The sequence below is a fragment of the Alphaproteobacteria bacterium genome, assembly GCA_033344895.1.
Classification (GTDB): Bacteria; Pseudomonadota; Alphaproteobacteria; order UBA8366; family Aestuariispiraceae; genus Pacificispira.
Genome location: JAWPMN010000001.1, coordinates 2625334 through 2645256 on the forward strand (window position 1 = coordinate 2625334; position 19923 = coordinate 2645256).

18 protein-coding genes are annotated in these 19923 nt (G+C 63.3%); 9 read left to right on the plus strand and 9 right to left on the minus strand.

Features of this window, described 5'->3' with window-relative positions; all coding sequences use genetic code 11:
• Positions 1-21: 21 nt before the first annotated feature.
• The gene (locus tag R8L07_12795) at positions 22-183 is read right to left on the minus strand and encodes a hypothetical protein (protein MDW3206405.1); all 162 of its coding nucleotides are present in this window, start codon (positions 181-183) and stop codon (positions 22-24) included.
• A gap of 50 nt (positions 184-233) precedes the next feature.
• Entirely contained in the window at positions 234-1616 is a 1383-nt protein-coding gene (gene argH / locus R8L07_12800) for an argininosuccinate lyase (protein MDW3206406.1), read from the minus strand.
• A gap of 48 nt (positions 1617-1664) precedes the next feature.
• On the opposite strand from argH, the gene R8L07_12805 reads away from it, so the two are divergent.
• Positions 1665-2306 (plus strand): TlpA disulfide reductase family protein, encoded by a 642-nt coding sequence (locus R8L07_12805; GenBank protein MDW3206407.1) that lies wholly within the window; start codon positions 1665-1667, stop codon positions 2304-2306.
• 20 nt (positions 2307-2326) lie between these two features.
• Here R8L07_12805 and R8L07_12810 read toward each other — a convergent pair whose 3' ends face one another.
• Positions 2327-2779, minus strand: a complete 453-nt coding sequence (locus R8L07_12810; protein MDW3206408.1) for a GatB/YqeY domain-containing protein — start codon at positions 2777-2779, stop codon at positions 2327-2329.
• Between the two features lie 278 nt (positions 2780-3057).
• On the opposite strand from R8L07_12810, the gene carA reads away from it, so the two are divergent.
• Entirely contained in the window at positions 3058-4257 is a 1200-nt protein-coding gene (carA, locus tag R8L07_12815) for a glutamine-hydrolyzing carbamoyl-phosphate synthase small subunit (protein MDW3206409.1), read from the plus strand.
• Between the two features lie 3 nt (positions 4258-4260).
• Here the strand turns inward: carA and R8L07_12820 are convergent, their stop codons facing one another.
• The 3 genes from R8L07_12820 to R8L07_12830 form a co-directional block, all read right to left on the minus strand.
• Entirely contained in the window at positions 4261-4944 is a 684-nt protein-coding gene (locus tag R8L07_12820; GenBank protein ID MDW3206410.1) for a DUF6134 family protein, read from the minus strand.
• A complete protein-coding gene (ltaE, locus tag R8L07_12825) occupies positions 4941-6002 on the minus strand; it encodes a low-specificity L-threonine aldolase (protein MDW3206411.1) in 1062 nt (353 codons plus the stop codon). The genes R8L07_12820 and ltaE overlap by 4 nt, the downstream gene beginning before the upstream one ends.
• Before the next feature lie 77 nt (positions 6003-6079).
• The gene (locus R8L07_12830) at positions 6080-7192 is read right to left on the minus strand and encodes an alpha/beta fold hydrolase (GenBank protein MDW3206412.1); all 1113 of its coding nucleotides are present in this window, start codon (positions 7190-7192) and stop codon (positions 6080-6082) included.
• Positions 7193-7358: 166 nt separating this feature from the next.
• Between R8L07_12830 and R8L07_12835 the strand changes: the two genes are divergently transcribed.
• Complete coding sequence (locus R8L07_12835) at positions 7359-8621, plus strand: O-antigen ligase family protein (protein MDW3206413.1); 1263 nt, start codon at positions 7359-7361, stop codon at positions 8619-8621.
• A 12-nt stretch (positions 8622-8633) separates the two neighbouring features.
• On the opposite strand, the gene R8L07_12840 is transcribed toward R8L07_12835, so the two are convergent.
• Positions 8634-11570, minus strand: coding sequence for a cytochrome P460 family protein (locus R8L07_12840; protein ID MDW3206414.1), 2937 nt, complete (start codon positions 11568-11570; stop codon positions 8634-8636).
• A gap of 304 nt (positions 11571-11874) precedes the next feature.
• On the opposite strand from R8L07_12840, the gene R8L07_12845 reads away from it, so the two are divergent.
• The 4 genes from R8L07_12845 to queG are packed head-to-tail and all read left to right on the plus strand — an operon-like array spanning position 11875 to position 15763.
• On the plus strand, positions 11875-12456 hold the full coding sequence (locus R8L07_12845) for a queuosine precursor transporter (GenBank protein ID MDW3206415.1): 582 nt from the start codon (positions 11875-11877) through the stop codon (positions 12454-12456).
• Between the two features lie 7 nt (positions 12457-12463).
• Positions 12464-13522 carry a tRNA preQ1(34) S-adenosylmethionine ribosyltransferase-isomerase QueA gene (gene queA / locus R8L07_12850; protein MDW3206416.1) on the plus strand — a complete coding sequence of 353 codons (1059 nt, stop codon included), beginning with the start codon at positions 12464-12466 and terminating at the stop codon, positions 13520-13522.
• Positions 13519-14646: a tRNA guanosine(34) transglycosylase Tgt gene (gene tgt, locus R8L07_12855; GenBank protein MDW3206417.1), complete on the plus strand. Its 1128-nt coding sequence runs from the start codon at positions 13519-13521 to the stop codon at positions 14644-14646. The genes queA and tgt overlap by 4 nt, the downstream gene beginning before the upstream one ends.
• A gap of 7 nt (positions 14647-14653) precedes the next feature.
• Positions 14654-15763 (plus strand): tRNA epoxyqueuosine(34) reductase QueG, encoded by a 1110-nt coding sequence (gene queG / locus R8L07_12860; protein ID MDW3206418.1) that lies wholly within the window; start codon positions 14654-14656, stop codon positions 15761-15763.
• A gap of 55 nt (positions 15764-15818) precedes the next feature.
• On the opposite strand, the gene rpmB is transcribed toward queG, so the two are convergent.
• A complete protein-coding gene (gene rpmB, locus R8L07_12865) occupies positions 15819-16112 on the minus strand; it encodes a 50S ribosomal protein L28 (GenBank protein ID MDW3206419.1) in 294 nt (97 codons plus the stop codon).
• 231 nt (positions 16113-16343) lie between these two features.
• Between rpmB and R8L07_12870 the strand changes: the two genes are divergently transcribed.
• Together R8L07_12870 and speB are read left to right on the plus strand one after the other, a co-directional pair.
• Positions 16344-16946: an acyloxyacyl hydrolase gene (locus R8L07_12870; protein ID MDW3206420.1), complete on the plus strand. Its 603-nt coding sequence runs from the start codon at positions 16344-16346 to the stop codon at positions 16944-16946.
• Between the two features lie 183 nt (positions 16947-17129).
• Positions 17130-18182, plus strand: coding sequence for an agmatinase (gene speB / locus R8L07_12875; protein MDW3206421.1), 1053 nt, complete (start codon positions 17130-17132; stop codon positions 18180-18182).
• A gap of 23 nt (positions 18183-18205) precedes the next feature.
• On the opposite strand, the gene R8L07_12880 is transcribed toward speB, so the two are convergent.
• Complete coding sequence (locus R8L07_12880) at positions 18206-19918, minus strand: ATP-binding protein (protein MDW3206422.1); 1713 nt, start codon at positions 19916-19918, stop codon at positions 18206-18208.
• Between the last annotated feature and the right edge of the window lie 5 nt (positions 19919-19923).

Genomic DNA, 19923 nt, shown 5'->3' on the forward strand with positions numbered 1-19923 from the left:
CGAAGCGGATCGACCGGGCGGTCATTCCGGCGCCGGGTATTGCTGCGGATAGGGTGCCTGGTCTCCGGCCGGCGGTTTTGGCGGCGATTTCTTGCCACAGGCCGCAAGGGGCAGGGCCAGCGCCACGGCGATCAGCAATGCGGTCCCCGCGCGTCGCGTGATGCCTGTCCGTTCAGTTGCCATCGATCCGTCCTTCATTATCCGTCTTTTTCCGTCAAAGGCGTTGCCTTGCGTCAAAGATACTGCGCCCGCGCCGCCTGAACCGCCTCCCGCACGCGAACCGGTGCGGTGCCGCCGAAACTGGTGCGGCTCGCCACGGAGGCGGCCGGTGTGAGCACGGAGTATACATCGTCGGTGATGCGGTTTTCCACAGCTTGCATCTCGTCCAGCGACAGGTCGGCCAGATCGACATTGCGCGCCTCCGCCTTCGCAACCAGCGCGCCGGTCACGTGATGGGCGTCGCGGAATGGCAGGCCCAGGACCCGAACCAGCCAGTCGGCCAGATCCGTTGCGGTCGGGAAGCCCTGTTTCAGTCCATCCTGCATGCGGTCCGGCCGGGCGGCCATGTCGTCGACCATGCCGGCGGTCGCCGCGACGGCCAGTGTCAGCGACTCCACCGCGTCGAACAGCGGCTCCTTGTCCTCCTGCATGTCCTTGCAGAAGGTCATGGGCAGGCCCTTCATCATGGTCGAGACGCTGATGAAGGCGCCCAGAAGCCGGCCCGGCTTGGCCCGAACCAGTTCCGCCGCGTCCGGGTTCTTCTTCTGCGGCATGATGGAGGAACCCGTCGTGAAGGCGTCGCTGAGGCTGATGAAGGCGAACCGGTCGGACATCCACATCACGATCTCTTCCGCCAGCCGGCTCAGGTGAACGGCGTGGATCGATCCGGCGGCCAGGAACTCCAGAATGAAATCGCGGCTGCCGACACTGTCCATCGAGTTGCGGGTCGGACCGTCAAAGCCCAGCGCCTCCGCGGTGCGGTGCCGGTCGATGGGGAAGGACGTCCCGGCCAGGGCGGCGGCGCCCAGCGGGCATTCGTTCAGCCGCTTGCGGCAATCCGCCAGCCGGCCCCGGTCGCGGCCGACCATTTCCACATAGGCCATGAGATGGTGGCCGAAGGTCACCGGCTGTGCGCTCTGCAGATGGGTATAGCCCGGCATCAGCGTGGCGGCATATTTCTCCGCCTTGTCCAGCAGGGCCCGCTGCAGGTCGGCCATCAGCCCATCGATGCCGTCCAGCGCGTCGCGCAGCCACAGCCGGACATCGGTGATGACCTGGTCGTTCCGGCTGCGCCCGGTATGCAGGCGCGCGCCGGGATCGCCGATCTTCTCGCGCAGACGTGACTCCACATTCATGTGGATGTCCTCTAATTCCGTCTTGAAATCAAAGGTCCCGGCCTCGATTTCCTGTTCGATCTCTTTCAACCCGGCGTGGATTGCGTCGCGGTCTTCGGCACTGATGACGCCCTGGGCGGCCAACATGTCGGAATGCGCCAAAGAACCGCGGATGTCCTGCTTGTAGAGGGCCTTGTCGAAGCCGATGGAAGCATTGATCTTTTCCATGATTTCGGCCGGACCGCCGGAGAACCGGCCGCCCCACATATCGTTCTTGGACATCGCGTATCGCCCCAACCAGAAGTTCGTTCATCGAAAAGAGGTGACCCCGTGACCGATCCCTCAGACCGCTCCTCACAGCCGACCCGCCGCGCTGTGGCCGCAGGCCTCGCCGCGACCGGGTTGCTCAGTGCCGGAATCACCGCCGCGCTGCCGGGAAATCCGGCCTTCGCGGGCGCGGACTATCCGCCGACGAACGGAGAGATGCAAGGGTTCGTTCTGCTGAAGGAACGGGCTCTGGCCCCGGACCAGCCCTTTTTCGACGGACGGGACAATGTGCGCCACTTCGCCGACTTCCGGGGGGAGGTGCTGCTGGTCAACTTCTGGGCGACTTGGTGCGCACCCTGCATCAAGGAAATGCCCAGCCTGGCGCGCCTCGATCGGGCCTTGAAGGACGAGCCCTTTCGCTTGCTGGCCGTGAGCCAGGACCGCGGGGGCAAAGATGTCGCAGAGCCCTTCATACGCGAGCGCCTGAATCTGCCAGACTTGCAGATCTTCTACGATCCGAAGCTGAAACTCGGCCGGTCGCTGGGCGTGCGCGGGTTGCCGTCAACCTATCTGATCGATGCGAGGGGAAATCTCGTCGGCGGCCTGACCGGCCCCGCCGAATGGGACAGCGAGGACGCGCTGGCCCTGATCCGGTATGTGCTCGAGGAAGGTAACGGGCCGAAGCGTTCGGCGACGGAGACCTGATTTCCCGACCGTGGAACGGGTCAGCTCAGCGCCTGCTTGACGATCGGGGAGGCCTTGCCGAAATCCATTCGGCCGGCGAAGCGGGTGCGCAGCTCGCCCATGACGGCGCCCATTTCCTTGAGGCTGGAGGCGCCCATTTCGTCGATCAGGCTCCGGACCTCGGCTTCGATTTCGGCCTCGCTCATCTGCTTGGGCAGGAAGCGCTGGATCACATCGATTTCCGCCTGCTCGCCTTCCGCCAGTTCCAGACGGCCGCCCTTTTCGTACATGGCGATGGACTCCTTGCGCTGCTTCACCATGCTCTGCAGCATCTGAAGTACTTCGTCGTCGGAGATTCCGTCATTGTTGCCCTTGCTGCGGGCGGCGATGTCGCGGTCCTTCAGCGCCGCGAGGATGAGGCGAAGCGTCGATACGGCGCGGTCATCCTTCGCGCGCATGCCTTCCTTGAGCGCCTTGTTGAGTTCGTCGCGCATGTTTTCCAGTCTCCCTTGTCCCGCCGCGCCGGATCATAACCCAAGGGGGCCGGCTTCGGGAAGGGCGGGACAATACCCCAAGGGTTGGATAGGGGCAACCGTTCGGAAATTTCCCAAGACATTGATAATAAAGGGATTTGCAAAAACCGGCATGGCTTGACCTTTCGGGGCGCCGGGCGTATTCATCCCCGGGTCTCCGGCGAGTTCGTCTCCGGGGCCCAGGCGCCGCCCACCGGTGGAGACCGCCTAACCCTTTGACGAACGGGACGCTTTCGCCGATGCCTGCTGAGACCGCCACGCTTTCCGCCAATGACACGCCCGAATTCGCGCCGCAGCCCGCCGGCGCCACTGCCGCCCTTGTGCTGGCGGATGGCACGGTTCTGTGGGGACGCGGGGCCGGGGCGGAGGTCACGCGCGTCGGCGAGGTCTGCTTCAACACGGCCATCACCGGATACCAGGAAATCCTGACTGATCCGTCCTATGCCGGGCAGATGGTGACCTTCACCTTCCCGCATATCGGCAATGTCGGCGCCAATCTGGAAGACATCGAGACGACGACGCCGGCCGCCTGCGGCGCGATCCTGCGCGCGGACATTACCGAGCCGTCGAACTTCCGGGCGGTCAGCCATCTCGACGGCTGGCTGAAGGCGCATGATCTGCCCGCGCTGACCGGGGTCGACACCCGCCGGCTGAGCCGCCGGATCCGTGATGCCGGTGCCCCGAACGCGGTTCTGAGCCACAATGCCGAAGGTATCTTCGATCTGCCGGCCCTGTGGACCCAGGCGCGCGACTGGCCGGGCCTGGAGGGCATGGATCTGGCGAAGGACGTGTCCTGCACGCAAGCCTATCAATGGGAAGAAACCCGCTGGGTTCTGGATAGCGGCTATGGCCGTCTGGGCGAACCCAAGTTCAAGGTCGTCGCCATCGATTTCGGCATCAAGCGCAACATCCTGCGCTGTCTGGCGACCCTGGGCTGCGCGGTGACGGTGCTGCCCGCGACGGCGACGGCGGAAGAGGTCCTGGCGCACAAGCCGGACGGCGTCTTCCTGTCCAACGGCCCCGGTGATCCGGCGGCGACCGGCAAGTATGCCGTGCCGATGATCCGCGGCGTGCTGGACGCCGACATACCGGTCTTCGGCATCTGCCTCGGCCACCAAATGCTGGCCCTTGCGCTGGGCGCGAAGACCAAGAAGATGCATCTGGGCCATCACGGCGCCAACCATCCGATCAAGGACCTGACCACCCAGAAGGTGGAGATCACCAGCCAGAACCATGGCTTCGTGGTCGACAAGGACAGCTTGCCGGGCAATGTCGAGGCGACGCATTTCTCACTGTTCGACGGTTCTCTGGCGGGAATCCGGGTCAAGGACCGACCGGTCTTTTCGGTCCAGTACCACCCCGAGGCCTCTCCCGGTCCGCAGGACAGCCATTACCTGTTCCAGCGGTTCGTCGACCAGATGGCGGCGCGCAAGGGGTGAGGACTAGGCGCGGCGCTGGATGACTAGCGTAACGCCGAGGCGCTCCAACTCCGCCTTGTAGAGCAGGCCGTCCGGATCGAACCAGAGGGTCGCCCGCTCGTCCGGGGATTCGACGGTGTAGCCTTTCAGGTCCAGGACACCCTTGTCGGTCGAAATCCGCTCGCTGCCGATGGCGGAGACGCGGCGCTCAAACATCTCGCCGTCGATGACATGCAGGACGCGTTTGCGCTCCAGCATGCGTTCGCGCCAGAGCTGGGTCGACGGCACCAGATTCCTGTCCCCGGTCCCGACCTTTCCATTATGGGTGAAGTGGAAGAGCGAACCCTCCATCCGTCCGGTCATGCGGTTGTGCTGATCGTTTTCCCGGGCATCGACATCCAGGCCGAGGAGCACACCGTCGCCGTAGATTTCCGAGACCGACATGTGCAGGGAATAGATCGATATGCCACCGATCACCTCGACCTCGATCTTGGTTTCCATGCGGACTTCCCAATTGCCGTCTTCGGTCCGCAGGATTGTCCCTTGCGCATGGCCGGAGGGGTCGTCGTCGACGCTGATGTCGTAGGACAGCGTCGTCCCGGCCAGATCCCCGAACAGCGCGTCCACGTCCGCCATGGCAGGTGCTGCCCGGGTCAGGGCCAGAATGGCGGCGACGGCGAGCCAGGCGCCGGTTCGGGCTGCAGTCACGCGACCAACGCCTGTGCAAAGGCGTCAATGGTGCGTTCGATACCGGCATCGTCGATGTCGCGATGAACGACCAGACGCATGAAGTCGTCGGAAAGCCCGGTCACGATACCCGCCTGTCGCAGGTCTTCCTGCACGGCCTGCGGGTTCGGCACGGTCAGGGTGACCAGAACCATGTTGGTCTGGTTCGGGGCCTGATCGACCGACAGGCCCGGCAGTTCCGAAAGCCCCTGACGCAGTCGGGCTGCCCGGGCATGATCCTCGGCGATGCGCGGGGCGTGATGATCCAGTGCGAAGATGCCGGCCGCCGCCAGAATACCGACCTGCCGCATGCCGCCCCCCAACATCTTGCGATATCGGCGGGCCCTTACGATCAGATCCTTCGGTCCGCAAAGAACCGTTCCGGCCGGCGTGCCGAGCCCCTTGGACAGGCAAACCGAGACACTGTCCGCGCAGCGCGCCAAAGTTTGCGCGTCGATCCCCAGTGCCTCGGCGGCGTTGAAGCCTCTGGCGGCGTCCAGGTGAACGGCAAGGCCGAATTCCCGTGCGGCATCGGCTGCGGCCTCCTGCTTCTCAAGCGGCACGGCCTTGCCGGTCACGGTATTCTCCAGGCTCAGCAGCCGCGTAATCGGCAGATGCGGGTCGTCGGGTTTTACGGCAGCGCGTACGGATTGCGGATCGATGCTGTTGTCGGCCGCGACGTCCAGCGGGTCGAGCGCGATGCCACCCAGTACGGAGGCACCATGTGCCTCGGCGCTGAAGACGTGATAGGGGCGACCGACCAGAATCTCCTCACCGCGTCCGCAATGGGCCAGCATCGCACACAGATTGCTCTGGGTTCCGGTCGACAGGAAGAGCGCGGCCTCCTTGCCGAACAGATATGCGGACTTTTCTTCCAGCGCGATGACCGTAGGGTCGTCGCCGAAGACATCGTCGCCGACCTCGGCCGCTGCCATCGCTGCCAGCATCCCGGGGGACGGTCGTGTCACCGTATCGCTGCGCAGATCGATCAGTGCGTTGCCCGTTTGGCCCAGACTAGCCTTTGCCGTCCCTACATACATTGATGCCGCTCCCGAATGACTGTGAAGGACGACTTTAGGCTGACCGGCCGAAGTTGGAAACGGTCGCTTTCCGGATGTCAGTCCAGAAACATCTGGATCGCCTCTGTCCCCCACTCGGAAATCTTGTGCCGGGCGTGGCTTTCGTCGATGCGGACTTCGAACCGCCCACCGGCACCCAGGTCGGAGAGACGCTGAACGAGCGCCGGTTCATAGGCGCGGCCCTTCACGTTCCGGAAGCAGCATCTGTCGAAGCGGTTGAACAGATGCATCTGGGCCCGGCCTTCGTCCGCAGCGCCCAGGATGAACAGATCCATCATGCTGACCAGGTCCAACAGCGGAGGATACTCCGCAATGCCGATCGGCGCATCCTGTCCTTCCCGCAGATAGAGAGGCAAGATTCCAGCTGCCGCGACGGAACGGCGGATGCGCGTGTCCAGGGCGGCGCTGAGGGTGACCGTGGCGGCCCCGGCGGAAAACCCGACGGCGTCGACGCCGTCGAAGCCCAGTTCCTGCAGCAGATCGATTCCGGCCCTTACCGGCTCGACATGATATGCAAGGCCATTCTGCAGGTCCCGTAAACCGAACTGCAGACTGATTTCGCAGTCCGGGTCGGTTTCCCCTGGGCACTGAACCTCGCGGGAGTTTTCTCCATAGCCCAGCTGATTGAGCGCGACGATCGTGTAGCCTTGCGCAAGCATGCTTTCCAGGAACGGCCGCGCCTGCATGAAGTCGCCCGCGAACCCATGATGATAGACAAGGGCCTTGCCTGGCTGCGCCTGTTCGGGGGTCAGAAGGTACAGGAACGACAGTACCCCTGGTCCCGGTTCCACATAAAATCGATGGGCCGTGGCCAGATTGTCGAGCGTGGCGGCGTGGTCCGCAAGCATGCTCGGCACCGCGAAACGGTGATAGGTCGCGCCCCACCGAATGCCATTGCCGCCATAGACCAGACGCGACAATGCGGCGCGCCGGGACCGCAGTTCTGCCATGCTTTCGATCGTCAGGAATTCGCCGGCATCCTGCATGGCAAGCTCGGGTCGCAGCATCTCGAAAACATAAGGGTCGGTTTCCTTGTAGCGCTTGTAGAGCATGTTGCCGGTGTCGTTGACGCGGATCGCATAGAGGGCGGCTCCGGCAAGGGCTGCCAGGACGATGGTTGCGATGATCAAGCGCTTCACGGGCCGGGTCATGGTCGGTGTCCTTGTCTCCGCATCCCTGTCTCCGCGTTGCGGGGCGGGGGCCGCCCCTGCGGTGCGCATCTTGCTGCGCTGTACGGAATTCGATAAGTCTTCGCCAACGCCAACCTTATGCCGCGCCGACCCGTCGGGTCGATACCGGATTGCCGGAGATTTTCTCTTGCCCGACAACGCTACCAGGCCACCCGATCAGGGTTCGTTGCTGGCACGTATCTTCGGCTTGCTTCTGGGCCTGTCCGCGCCATTGACCGCCTTCGGCAATGCGGCTCTCGGCATTGCTTTCGGCCTCGCGGTGCTGCTCAGCCTCGTCGCGCTGCGCCGACCATCCGCCCGCAAGCTGTTCCTTCGGCCTTTGAGGACGCGGGCGGCAGGGCTGGTCGCGGCGACCGTCGCCTGGTGGTCATTGTCCGCCGTCTTTTCCATTGATCCGGCCGGGTCCTTTGAGGTCATCGCACGGGTTGTTTTCTTCGCGCTGGCATTCTGCGCGGTGCTTCAGGGGCTTGCCGAACTGCGCGGTGCGCAGGAAACGGCCGAGGGGGGCTTTGTCCTCGGATTGGCGTGTGTGGGCATGCTGGCTGTCGTGGCCCTCACGGTGGACACAGCGCTACTGCGCCTGTTCAAGCCGCTGTCGGATGCACCGATTGCGCCGCACGACATGTTCAATTCCTACAAGTCGCTGCTGGCGGTTGCGATGCCTGTTGTCGTCTGGATCGCTTGGCGGCGCCCGCAGGTATGGATTCGCGCGGCGGCGGTTCTGGCCGTCGTCACCGGGATGGCGCTGATCCTGGGTTTGAAGGGCCAGGCTTCCTTTGCGGCGCTCGGCGGCTTTGCCGGCGCCTTCGGTGCAATCGTCCTGCTGCTGGTTGCCGGCCGAATGGGCCGATTGGGACGCGCTGTCCTTGTCGCAGTCTTTCTTGTGACGTCGCTGGCCGGGGGGATTGCTGCCCTGTCGAACCTGCCGGAGGCACCGATCAGCGAAGCCGTGCGCGAAAATCCGCCCCTGCCGGCGGTCGATGTCCATCGCCAGGCAATCTGGGGCTTTGTGCTGGGGAAGGCGCTGGAGGCGCCGATCCTGGGACACGGCATCAACGCCATCGACAAGGTGCCCGGCGCGAAGGAAGAGGTGCTGGATTTCAATCAGGAATATGTCCCGGCCCATCCGCATAACTGGTTTCTGGAAATCCTGTCTGAAACCGGATTTCCCGGTCTGACGCTGTTCGCTGTCGCCGTGGTGCTGAGCATGATCGCCGTCGGGCGGCTGGCTCTGCAGGGGCGGCGGGGCGGTTGGGCCGCCATCGCCGTAATGGGGGCATTCTGGACCAGCTCCCTGGCCAATTTCTCGATCTGGGCCGCCTGGTGGCAGATCGCCTATCTGGCCATTCTGGCTCTCCCCGCCGCGGCTCTGATGATCAAACGCCGATAGCACAAGGCGCCGTCAATCCGCCGCCGGGACGGCGACCTTGCCACTGTCGACCAGCTCGAACTTCCAGTCTTCCGCTGCCGTGCCGTCCAGGTTCAGGTGCCCTGCCAGGAAGTACAGGCGGTCACGATCCGGACCTGATGCCGTACAGAAACGATCCTGCAGGTAGAAGGGCGGGGTCGCCTGATAGTTCAGCGTCGCCCGGACATGGGCCGGCCGACCCGGCAGGGTTTCGCGTGCAACCCGGACTTCGAACCGGTCTCCGCCGCCGGTTTTGTAGTCGGGGTCGTCACCGACATGATGGGCCGCCGCTTCATGCGCCAGCACCTCTGTCGCCCCAATCGCTTCGGCCAGTTCGATGCGGTCCTGAAGCGGCAGATAGCCATGCGGCAGGATTCGGTTGTCCTTCACCTCGCCGCAGATCGACAGGAAACTGGTGGTCAGATTGCCGCCCGGTGCGGGATTGTCGCCGCACATGGGGTTGTCGACCGGCGCAGGAGAGACGACCAGTTCCTGGTAGATCTGTGCCTGATCCTGCCGGCTGATGGTCTGGTAATGCTGCTGGAATTTCGGGTTGCCGGGGTGGCGCAGGGCGGAGCAATCGTCCTGCCACCATAGTTCGCCGTCAATCGGCATTCCTTCGGCGTCCACGATAACACCGGCCCCGTTTGTCCGCCCGGAGGCCCAAAGGACGGCGCCGCGTTCGTCGAGTATCTCGAAGGTCACAAAGGCCCGCCGGAACCCGACACCGGACGGGAATTTGTGCCCGACCTTGCTGTCGATGGCGACTGTGGCGGTCAGGGCGTCCTTGCCGAGGCGGACATTCTCGACGGCGACGGTCGCCGTGTAATGGTCCGCATTGTCCAGCATCTCCTGTTCCGTCCTGATCAGAGACGGTTCCCCCTTTGAAACCAGCATCGGGTCCTGGGTCGGAATGCCGAACACATCGGGGAATTGCTGTGCCATCTTGATCAGGAAAACGTTGAGACCGACCAATGTGTGCCGGGCGAAGCCGGACCGGGCAGGAATGTCGATTTCCTCGGGCGGCAGATTGTATTCTGCTTCGGGGAAGTTGGAGAATTCCTGGATCGAGGCGATCTGACTGACGATGGGCTGGCCGTCGACCTCGCTGACCATGTGGCAGTCGAGACAGGATTGCGCCCGGTCACCGGGGCCCAGCGGCAGTTTGCCGTTCGGGGTGCTGCCGGTCCGGTACGCGCTGAACAGCCATTCGGGATAGGTCGTCTGCTCGTAGGTATAGCCCAGCGGCTCGTTGTCCCGCATGACCGGCAGATGCACCGTGTGGCAGGTGCCGCACAATTCTGACGAGGCGAACTGATCATCATGCACGGGGTCGATCCCCATGGCATGTTTCATCGGCTGGATCCTGGGCTTCTCAAACGGGCCGCGCAGGGCATCCGGCGCGCCGACCCAGAAACTGCCCGTGAATGTCCGGGCAAACCCCTTCAAACCGAGATGCTTCGGATTCAAAAGGTCCTGGCGCTTCTCGACGCAGCCATTCTCTGCCGCATGGCGGGCAGCCTCGATCTGATCCCTGGTTTGAACCATGCGGTGGCAGGACGTGCAGGAGATGCCGTCCCGCGCCAGAGCGCCGTAATTGGCATGCTCGGCGGAAGGGTTATCGGGCGGGTAGGGGATGGCCGAAACCATGGATCGGGTGAAATCCGCATCGCAGTTGCCGGTTGCCTTCCTGCTGTCGATGGCAAACTGGCGCTGGCCCATGATGCCGTGGCAGCCTAGGCAGATATTCTCGATCATGCCGGCGGAATCCGGATGGAAGGTCTGGGTCTCGCTGGCCAGTTGGGCAAAAAAGATCGGATCGCGCCCTGCCAGCCCCATCGGGGAGGTCCGCCAGGTACCGTAAGGTGAATAGTTGATCAGCTGGTCGGTATGCTTCTTCGGTTCCGTCATGGAGAATTGCAGGCCGGTCCCGCCTGCATCGTGACATCCCGCGCACTGATCGGAGGTCAGGAACTCGCTATGGGCCGTCACCTCACCGGCCGGAACCCAGACATTGTCGTAAGTCGCGGACGGAAAGCGGTCCACACTGTTCCAGGTCGGTGCCGTGGCCGTGGTTTTCCCGAACTGATTCAGGAAGGCGCTATCGTACTCGTAGAACGGTTGTCCCAGCCGGGGCGCCGGGTCGTCCGGCAGTACGACCAGACGGTGATGGGACGTCGGCGGATCGGCCAAGGTCCAGTTCTGGCTCAGGAAGACCAGCGGCCGGCCCGGTTCGTTCTCGATATTCTTCAGACTGGCGAAAGTCAGGTGTTCCTCTGACGAGGCGTGGCAGTTCATGCAGTACTGCCCGAACCCCTGTAGCGGTGCGCCATTGTCCGGGCCCGGCGGCCAGTCCGGCGCCCAGCCTTCGTAGCCGTACCAGCCCCAGAACCAGCCGTCATGGGACGCGTCATTGTCCCGGACCATGAAGGCGATGCCACTGGTCGGCAACAGGTAGTTCGTGTCGGGAACGTCGCAGCGTGATGCGGGCGCCGGATACATTTCCTTCGCCATGATCGCGCCGTCTGGAATTGCCGTGCGGGCCTTTGGTGCAATCGGCTCCCCCTCTGCGTCGATCGGCCGGTTTACCTTCAGCCATTCGTGCATCTCCTTTGAATACCAGATCACCACCGGGGCGTGGGTGCCGTGATACTCGCCGACCCATTTCGCGTCCTGCAGGCGCTGGGTATAGGGGCCGGTGTCCCGCACGAACTTGTCTCGAACCCAGCCCTTGTCCGGGTTGCGATGACAGAAATTGCCGAAGAATTCCCCAACCACCGCTTCATACTCGTTCAGCGGTAGGGCGCTGGGGTCGCGCAGGGAATCCGCCAGCGAGTCGCAGAGCGCGGCATCCGTCGGAAGCAGGGGGCGATCCATCTTGGCGCTGCACTGGCCGTCCGCGAGGGCCGACACGGCGCTGCTTATGATCATCCCCGTCGCAATACAGGCGCCGCACAACACCCTCATTCCGCTAATCATGCCGGAAAATCCCCCAGAACAATCGTTATGGGAGAAGTTTTAGCACATCTAATGGTATATTATGTGAACTTTTTTAAATTCCTTGGTGGTGTTTGGATGCCGCTGCCCCCGCTCTTTCTTGACCGGTATGCCGTTTGTCCGTATCACCCCGCCATTACGCGGATGCCGGGGGCGGGACTATCCTTCCCGCTGGGGCGGTTCTTGAGTATGGACGATAAGACCCCGAACGCGCCCGGTACGAAAGGAGCAACCAACCATGCAGGTGGGATCCATCTCCCTTGGCCGGCTCGTGCCCGCCGTTATCGCCATGGGCGTTATCATTCTGGCGTCCAATTTCCTCGTTGAGATTCCGGTACAGGGTCAGGTCGGCGGCATCGATCTGTCCCAATGGATCACCTATGGCGCCGTCACCTATCCGATCGCCTTCCTGGTGACCGACACGACCAACCGCCTGTTCGGCGCCGCCGCCGCCCGTGCCGTGGTCCTGTTCGGCTTCGTGGTCGGCGTCGTCCTGTCGCTGATCCTGGCCGATCCGCGCATTGCCGCCGCATCGGGCAGCGCCTTCCTGATCGCGCAGCTTCTGGACGTCTTCGTTTTCGACAAGCTGCGCCGCCAGACCTGGTGGCAGGCGCCTTTCGTGTCGTCCTTCGTCGGGTCGGCCATCGACACGGCGCTGTTCTTCAGCATCGCCTTCTTCGGGACTGGATTGCCCTGGGTCACCTGGGCCCTGGGGGATTTCTGGATCAAGCTGGCGATGGCGACGCTGCTGCTGCCGGTCTTCCGGGTCCTGATGGCCCTGTTTCCGACAGCCCCGCGCAATGGCGAGGCGGCGGCCTGAATTCGGCATGCGCGTCGATCTCTTTGATTTCGATCTACCGGACCACTGCATCGCGCAGGGTCCGGCGGAACCGCGGGAATCGGCACGCCTGCTGCGGGTGCCGGCGGGTGGTCCGTTCGGCGATCATCGGATTGCCGATCTGCCATCGCTGCTGGATGAGCGAGACCTGCTGGTCGTCAACGATACAAAGGTCATTCCGACCCGCCTGGACGGCAAACGCGGCGAAGCCGGCTTCGAAGCGACGCTGATCGAACAGAAGAGCGGCGATAGTTGGGACGCCTTCGCCAGGCCGGGCAAGAAACTGCGCATCGGTAATGTCGTGGTGTTTGCCGGCGAGCTGGAGGCCACAGTCGTCGACAAACTGCCGGACGGGCGGGTGACGTTCCGCTTCGCGCTGTCCGGTGGGGACCTTCGCGACGCGCTTTGGCGTCACGGCCGGATGCCGCTGCCGCCCTATATCAAGCGCGCGAAGGGCGGGGATCCGGACCAGGACGCACGGGACCGTGATTCCTATCAGACCGTCTTCGCGGAACGGGAAGGCGCCGTGGCGGCGCCGACCGCCAGCCTGCATTTCACTCCACCCTTGCTTGACGCCCTGGAGGCGAAGGGGGTGCGGACGGTGCGTCTGACCCTGCATGTCGGGGCGGGGACCTTTCTTCCGGTCAAGGTCGATGATACCGCCGACCACAGGATGCACAGCGAATGGGCGCAACTGTCGGCTGACGCGGCTGATCGGTTGAATGCACATCGTCGCGCCGGGGGACGCATCGTCGCGGTCGGCACGACACCGATGCGGACCTTAGAAAGCGCCGCGGCGCCCGATGGTACGATCCGGCCATTCGAAGGCGACACGGATATATTCATCACGCCGGGCTATCGGTTCCGGGCCGTGGATCGGCTGATGACCAATTTTCACCTCCCGCGCTCGACCCTTTTCATGCTGGTCAGCGCCTTTGCGGGCCTGGATCGGATGCAGGCGGCCTACGCCCATGCCATCCGGACCGGATACCGCTTTTATTCCTATGGCGACGGCAGCCTGCTGGACCGCGCTGGAGACGACCAATGACGGATTTCGGGTTTACCCTGATCGGCACGGACGGCATGGCCCGCCGCGGCCAGGTGCGGACGGCGCATGGCACGATCGAAACGCCGGCCTTCATGCCCGTCGGTACGGCGGGCACGGTGAAGGCGATGCTGCCGGAATCGGTCGCCGCGACCGGGGCGGAGATCGTTCTGGGCAATACCTATCACCTGATGCTGCGCCCCGGCGCAGAGCGCGTCGCGGAACTGGGCGGCCTGCACAAGTTCATGAACTGGCCCGGGCCGATCCTGACCGATTCCGGTGGTTATCAGGTCATGTCCCTGGCCGCGCTGCGCAAGATTACCGAAGAGGGTGTACGGTTCCGCAGCCATGTCGACGGCAGCTACTACTCCCTGTCGCCGGAAAGCTCGATGGAGATTCAGCGATTGCTGGATTCCGACATCACAATGGCCTTTGACGAATGCACGCCCTATCCCGCCGATCACGAAACGGCGAAGGCGTCGATGGAACTGTCGATGCGCTGGGCGGCGCGGTCGCGTGAGGCATTCGCCCGCCGTCCGGGCTATGGCCTGTTCGGCATCGTTCAGGGCAGCGTCTACGAGGACCTGCGTCACCAATCCATCGCGGCCCTGACGGATATCGGCTTCGACGGCTACGCGGTCGGCGGTCTGGCGGTGGGCGAGGGGCAGGAACTGATGTTCTCCACGCTGGATTTCACCATGCCCGCCATGCCCCAGGATCGGCCCCGCTATCTGATGGGGGTCGGAAAACCCGACGATCTGGTCGGTGCGGTGAAGCGCGGGATCGACATGTTCGACTGCGTTCTGCCGACGCGGTCCGGCCGCAATGCACAGGCCTTCACAAGGCGCGGCACGGTCAATCTGAAGAATGCCCGCCACGCCGCCGACCCCCGGCCTCTGGACGAGGAATGCCCCTGTCCGTGCTGCCGCAGCTATAGCCGTGCCTATCTGCATCATCTGACAAAGGCGCAAGAAATGCTGGGACCGATGCTGCTGTCCTGGCACAACATCGCCTATTATCAGCAATTGATGGCCGGCATGCGGCAAGCCATTCAGGATGGGCGGTTCGCGGATTTCGAAGCCGCTTTCAACGAAGAACGCGCGGGCGGAGACATCCCGCCCCTGTGACGGGACGATGATGGACGATCCGAAATCGCGGATTCTGGCGAAAGCTCTGGAGGAGGGCTTTTGCGTCGCGGGCGTCGCCCCGGCTGCGATGGGGGATCGCGAACAGCGCCGTCTGGAGGAATTCGTATCCCTGGGCCAGCACGGCGAGATGACCTGGATGGCCGACAAGCTGGATCGTCGTCGGTCGCCGCGAGACCTGTGGCCGGATGTGCGCAGCGTCGTCGTTCTGGGCACCAATTACGGGCCTGAAGACGATCCCCTGGATCTTCTCGACCGGCCCGATCTGGCCAACATCTCCTGCTATGCGCGGAATCGCGATTATCACGACCTGGTCAAGAAGCGCCTGAAACGGGTTGCGCGCTGGATGGTGGAAAATTTCGGCGGCGATGTGAAGGTCTTCGTCGACACCGCGCCGGTCCTGGAGAAGCCGCTGGCCGCGATGGCCGGGATCGGCTGGCAGGGCAAGCACAGCAATCTGGTATCGCGCGATTTCGGGTCCTGGCTGTTTCTGGGGGAGATCTATACCACGCTGGATCTATCCCCGGACGCGGTCGAGGGGGATCATTGCGGGGGCTGCCGCCGATGTCTGGACATCTGCCCGACCGATGCCTTTCCCGCACCCTATACCCTCGATGCGAGGCGCTGCATCAGCTACCTGACGATTGAGCACAAGGGGCCGATCCCGGTCGAATATCGCGCGGCGATGGGCAACCGGATCTACGGTTGCGATGATTGCCTGGCTGTCTGTCCATGGAACAAGTTCGCGGTCCCGACGGGAGAGCCGTGGTTTCTGCCGCGGGAGGGCGTAAGAGATGCAACCTTGCGCGATTTTCTGGTTCTGGACGATGCCGGGTTTCGCACGCTGTTTACCGCCAGCCCGGTCAAGCGGATCGGCCGGGACCGGTTTCTGCGCAACGTTCTGATCGCTTGTGGCAACAGCGGCGACCCGACCCTGGCGGAATCAGTGGCTGCACTGCTGGAGGACCCCGATGCAACGGTGCGCGGCGCGGCGGTCTGGGCACTGCGGCGGCTTGCCCCCGAAACCGCATCGGCCTGCCGGCAACGCCTGCGGGCCGGCGAGGCCGATCCGGGCGTTCTCGAGGAATGGGACCGGTGAAATGAAAAGGCCCGCCGGGAAGGGCGGGCCTGATCGGGTGTTGCTGGCGCGCGATTTACGCGGCGATCGCAGCCTGACGCTTTTCGATGCGGCGCTTCAGCTTCTTCGCTTCGTCCGTCAGCTTGCGGTCCGGCGTGTTCAGCAGGAATTCGTCGATCCCGCCCTTCTTGTCGACCGTGCGCATGGCTCGGGTCGACAGGCGCATCTTCACGCGTTCGCCCAGAATATCGCTCTGCAGGCGGACAACATGCAGGTTCGGCAGGAAGCGCCGACGGGAGTGGTTCATGGCGTGCGAGACGTTGTTACCCGTCATCACACCCTTGCCGGAAATCTCGCAGCGACGAGACATGGTTCATTCCTTTCAGTCTATCGAAAGTTCCGCACGATCCTTGAAAACCGCGCATTCTTTCGCGTTATTGCTTGCTTATAAGCGGCTTTTCCGCACCCGCACGGCCCGGAAAGCGGCGCTATTTAGAGGATCGACCCCCGAAGCGTCAAGTCCGCAGGGCCGGAAACCCGCCACTGTTGCCGTTTCGCGACAGAGTGAACCGCCGAACGGCGGCCCAAACGGATTTTTCGCGTGAAATCAGGGTGCTTTTACGGCATCGTCCGGTCGGTCCGCAAGAATGCGGCATCGGATTGGTTCGGTTTGGGGGTGTATGGCGGTATGCGCGGTACGAAATCCATCCTGGCGGCATTGGCCGTCGTTCTGGCTTCGGCGTTGCCGGCCGCTGCCGAAGAGGACGGCAAGGATCCGTCCTTCATCCGTTTCGGCGCAGGCTATTACGACGTGAACGACGATATGGGTGCCGGTGAATTCCATATGGAATACATCTCCGGCTCCAAATGGTGGGTCTTCAACCCGTTTGTCGGGGTGATGGCGACTACGGACAGCGCCTTCTACGGTTATGCGGGCGTTCGACTGGACATGTTCCTGGGGCGCCGATTCGTCGTGACCCCGTCCTTCGCGCCGGGCCTGTACCATGACGGGGACGGCAAGGATCTGGGCTATCCGATTGAATTCCGCTCCGCGATCGAGTTCGCCTACCGGTTCGACGACCGGTCACGGCTGGGGCTGAGCTTCTATCATCTGTCGAATGCCAGTCTGGATGACAACAATCCGGGTACCGAAGTGGCGACCATTCACTATTCCTATCCGTTCAACCGCCTGTTCAACGACTGACCGGCGGGCGGCCCCCATTTCGAAAGGCCGGACCTTCGGGACCGGCCTTTTTTATATCCGAATTGATATCGACGATTTAACTCAGCAGTATGCCGCGCAATGTTCGCCGGAACCGGCGAAGACGGAATCGCGCCGTGTTGTATAGGGCGCGGGAAACAACGCTGTTGCTCAAGGGGAAATGGCATGGCCTGGACGGAAGAGAAACTTGCTGCGCTGCGGGCGAAATTCGACGGCATGACCGGCGGCGACCTGATCAATCCGGACTATCAGGAAATCGCCGAATACATCTTTTCCCAGGGCGGCAATCGCCCGGCCCCCTATGCCGGGTTCCCGACCCTGCTGGATGCCCAGGCCCGCAATGGCGAGGATGCGCTGGACGGGCTTCAGGTCGCGCTTTACGGCATGCCGATGGATCTGGGGGTGACCAACAGGACCGGTGCACGCTTCGGCCCGCGCGCCATCCGCGCGATAGAGCGGGTCGGCCCCTATAACGATTTTCATCACACGGCGCCGCTGCATCAGATGGCGGTGGCGGATATCGGCGACGTCCCTTTCCGCAGCCGTTTCGAACTGCACAAGAGTCTGGAGGATATCGAGACCTTCGTCGCCCGCATGGTGGCCGCCAATGTGATCCCCATGGGGGTCGGCGGTGACCATTCCGTAACCCATGCCGTGATGCGCGCCATCGGCAAGGACCGACCGGTCGGCATGGTGCATATCGATGCCCATTGCGATACGGGCGGCGCCTATGAAGGGGAGAAGTTCCATCATGGCGGCCCATTCCGGAATGCGGTCATGGACGGGGTCCTGGACCCGGAGCGCTGTATCCAGATCGGCATTCGCGGAGCCGCGGGCTATATCTGGGAGTTTTCGGAAGAGGCCGGGATGACGGTGATCGAGGCGAAAGATATCGCGGAAATGGGCGTTGATGCCATCGTTGCCAAGGCCCGCGACGTGATCGGCGACGGGCCGGCCTATTTCACCTTCGACATAGACGGGCTGGACCCCGCCTTCGCGCCGGGTACGGGGACGCCGGAGATCGGCGGCCTCACCACTCGCGAAGCCATGGCGATCATCCGCGGGCTGAAGGGACTGAACTTCGTCGGCGGCGATGTCGTCGAAGTCGCGCCGTCCTATGACGCCACGGCAAACACGGCCCATGCCGGGGCGCAGATGCTGTTCGAAATCCTCAGTCTGATGCAGTTCAGCCCGTCACTGCCCCCTGCGAAGGCGTAACGGGGCGCGGGGCGGGCCGGGCGCTATGCCGTCTTGGTGCTGCCGAACGGTATCGTGCAGGTAAAATCGCTGCCCGTGCCCGGCACCGACTCGACCTCAATCCGGCCGCCCATCAGTTCGACGAGCTGTTTCGATATGGCCAGACCGAGGCCCGAACCGCCGAACTTCCGGGCGATCGATTCATCGGCCTGACTGAAGGACCGGAAAAGCTTGGACATCTGTTCTTCCGTGATGCCGATTCCGGTATCCGATACTTGGAAGACAAGCGATACCGAGTGACCGTCGCGCTTCTGGACACCGATCCGCAAGCCGACCCGACCCGCATCGGTGAACTTGACGGCGTTTGCCAGAAGGTTGTTCAGAACCTGGCCTAGCCGCCATTCGTCCCCGATCAACTGCAGTGGGACTGCCGGGTCGATTGCCGCCTGATACTCGAGGCCTTTCTGCCGCGCCCGGGTGCCGATGATGGTCTCGACCCGGTCGACCACGTCGTTGAGGTCGAAGCGCTCGTGCTCCAGTTCGATCCGTCCTGCCTCGATCCGGGAATAGTCCAGAATGTCATCCAGGATGCGCAGGAGCCCCTGCGCCGCGGTCAGGGAGCATTCCAGTTGCTCGCGCTGTTTCGGTGATAGATCCCCGGTAAGAACGAGGTCGGTAAAGCCCAGAATCGCGTTCATCGGGGTCCGAATCTCATGGCTCATCTGAGCCAGGAAGCGGGATTTGGCCAGATTGGCGATCTCGGCATTGCGTGCTGCGCGGGACAGGGCTTCGGACCAGGCGACGAAGAACCGGTATCCAAGATACCCGAAACACAGAAGTATGACCGCCATGACGGCGTAGACCACGGCGACCGATGCCGCCGCAATATCCGCTGCCGCCTGCCAGGTGTTGGGCTCGAACACGTCGACTGACCCGGAGACAAAGGCCCGGGTGAGGAAGTAGGAGACTACCAGAAACAGGAACACGCCGCCGATCAGTGTGGCGGCGGCGGCGACGATCCTCAGATTGCTTTTCTCGTTGTCGAAATCCGCCGGAAAATGACGGTGGCGCCAACGCAGCACCCGCGCGGTCAGAAGGAAGAGTAGCGGTCCGTTGATCAGGATTGTCTGAAGAAATCCGCCGAGCCACCATCCCTGCCAGATCGCGTAGACGTCGCGAATACCGACATCGTTGGTGTAGGTCCAGATGAAGGACCCGGTTGAACCGAACATCGACCCGGCAAACGCCAGCATGACGAACAGGGCGAGGGACTCGAGGGATTTCAGATCGTAGCGGACCGGCAGACCACGATAGGCGAGGGCCAGAATGGCGAGCCCCAGCGTGTCCGAAAAACCGAAGATAACGGCCCAGCCCACCGGCATGCCGGAGTAGAGCGCCAGCACAAGTGTCGAGATATATGCAGGAATGGCGCCCCACCAGTATCCGAACCACAGGACCCAGAGGGTCGATAGAACGAGTGGGGGATATACCGTGACATAGAGGCTGGCGCCGCCGAACACGATCGGAATTCCGGACCATTCGTATTCGATGGCCGCAATACCCAGCGCGGTGCTGACGACCAGGGTCAGAAGCCAGATCGCCAGAAGTGTGATCCCCTGTGCGGTGACGTCCTGGCACCGCAGCACCGAAAGCGGGACGGGACGATACAGGCCGTTCCGGTCAGCGGAGCGAATCCAGGGGGATGCGCCGACACGCGCCGCCAATCGGTGGACAAGTCCCCGGTATGGCGTGAACATTGCCG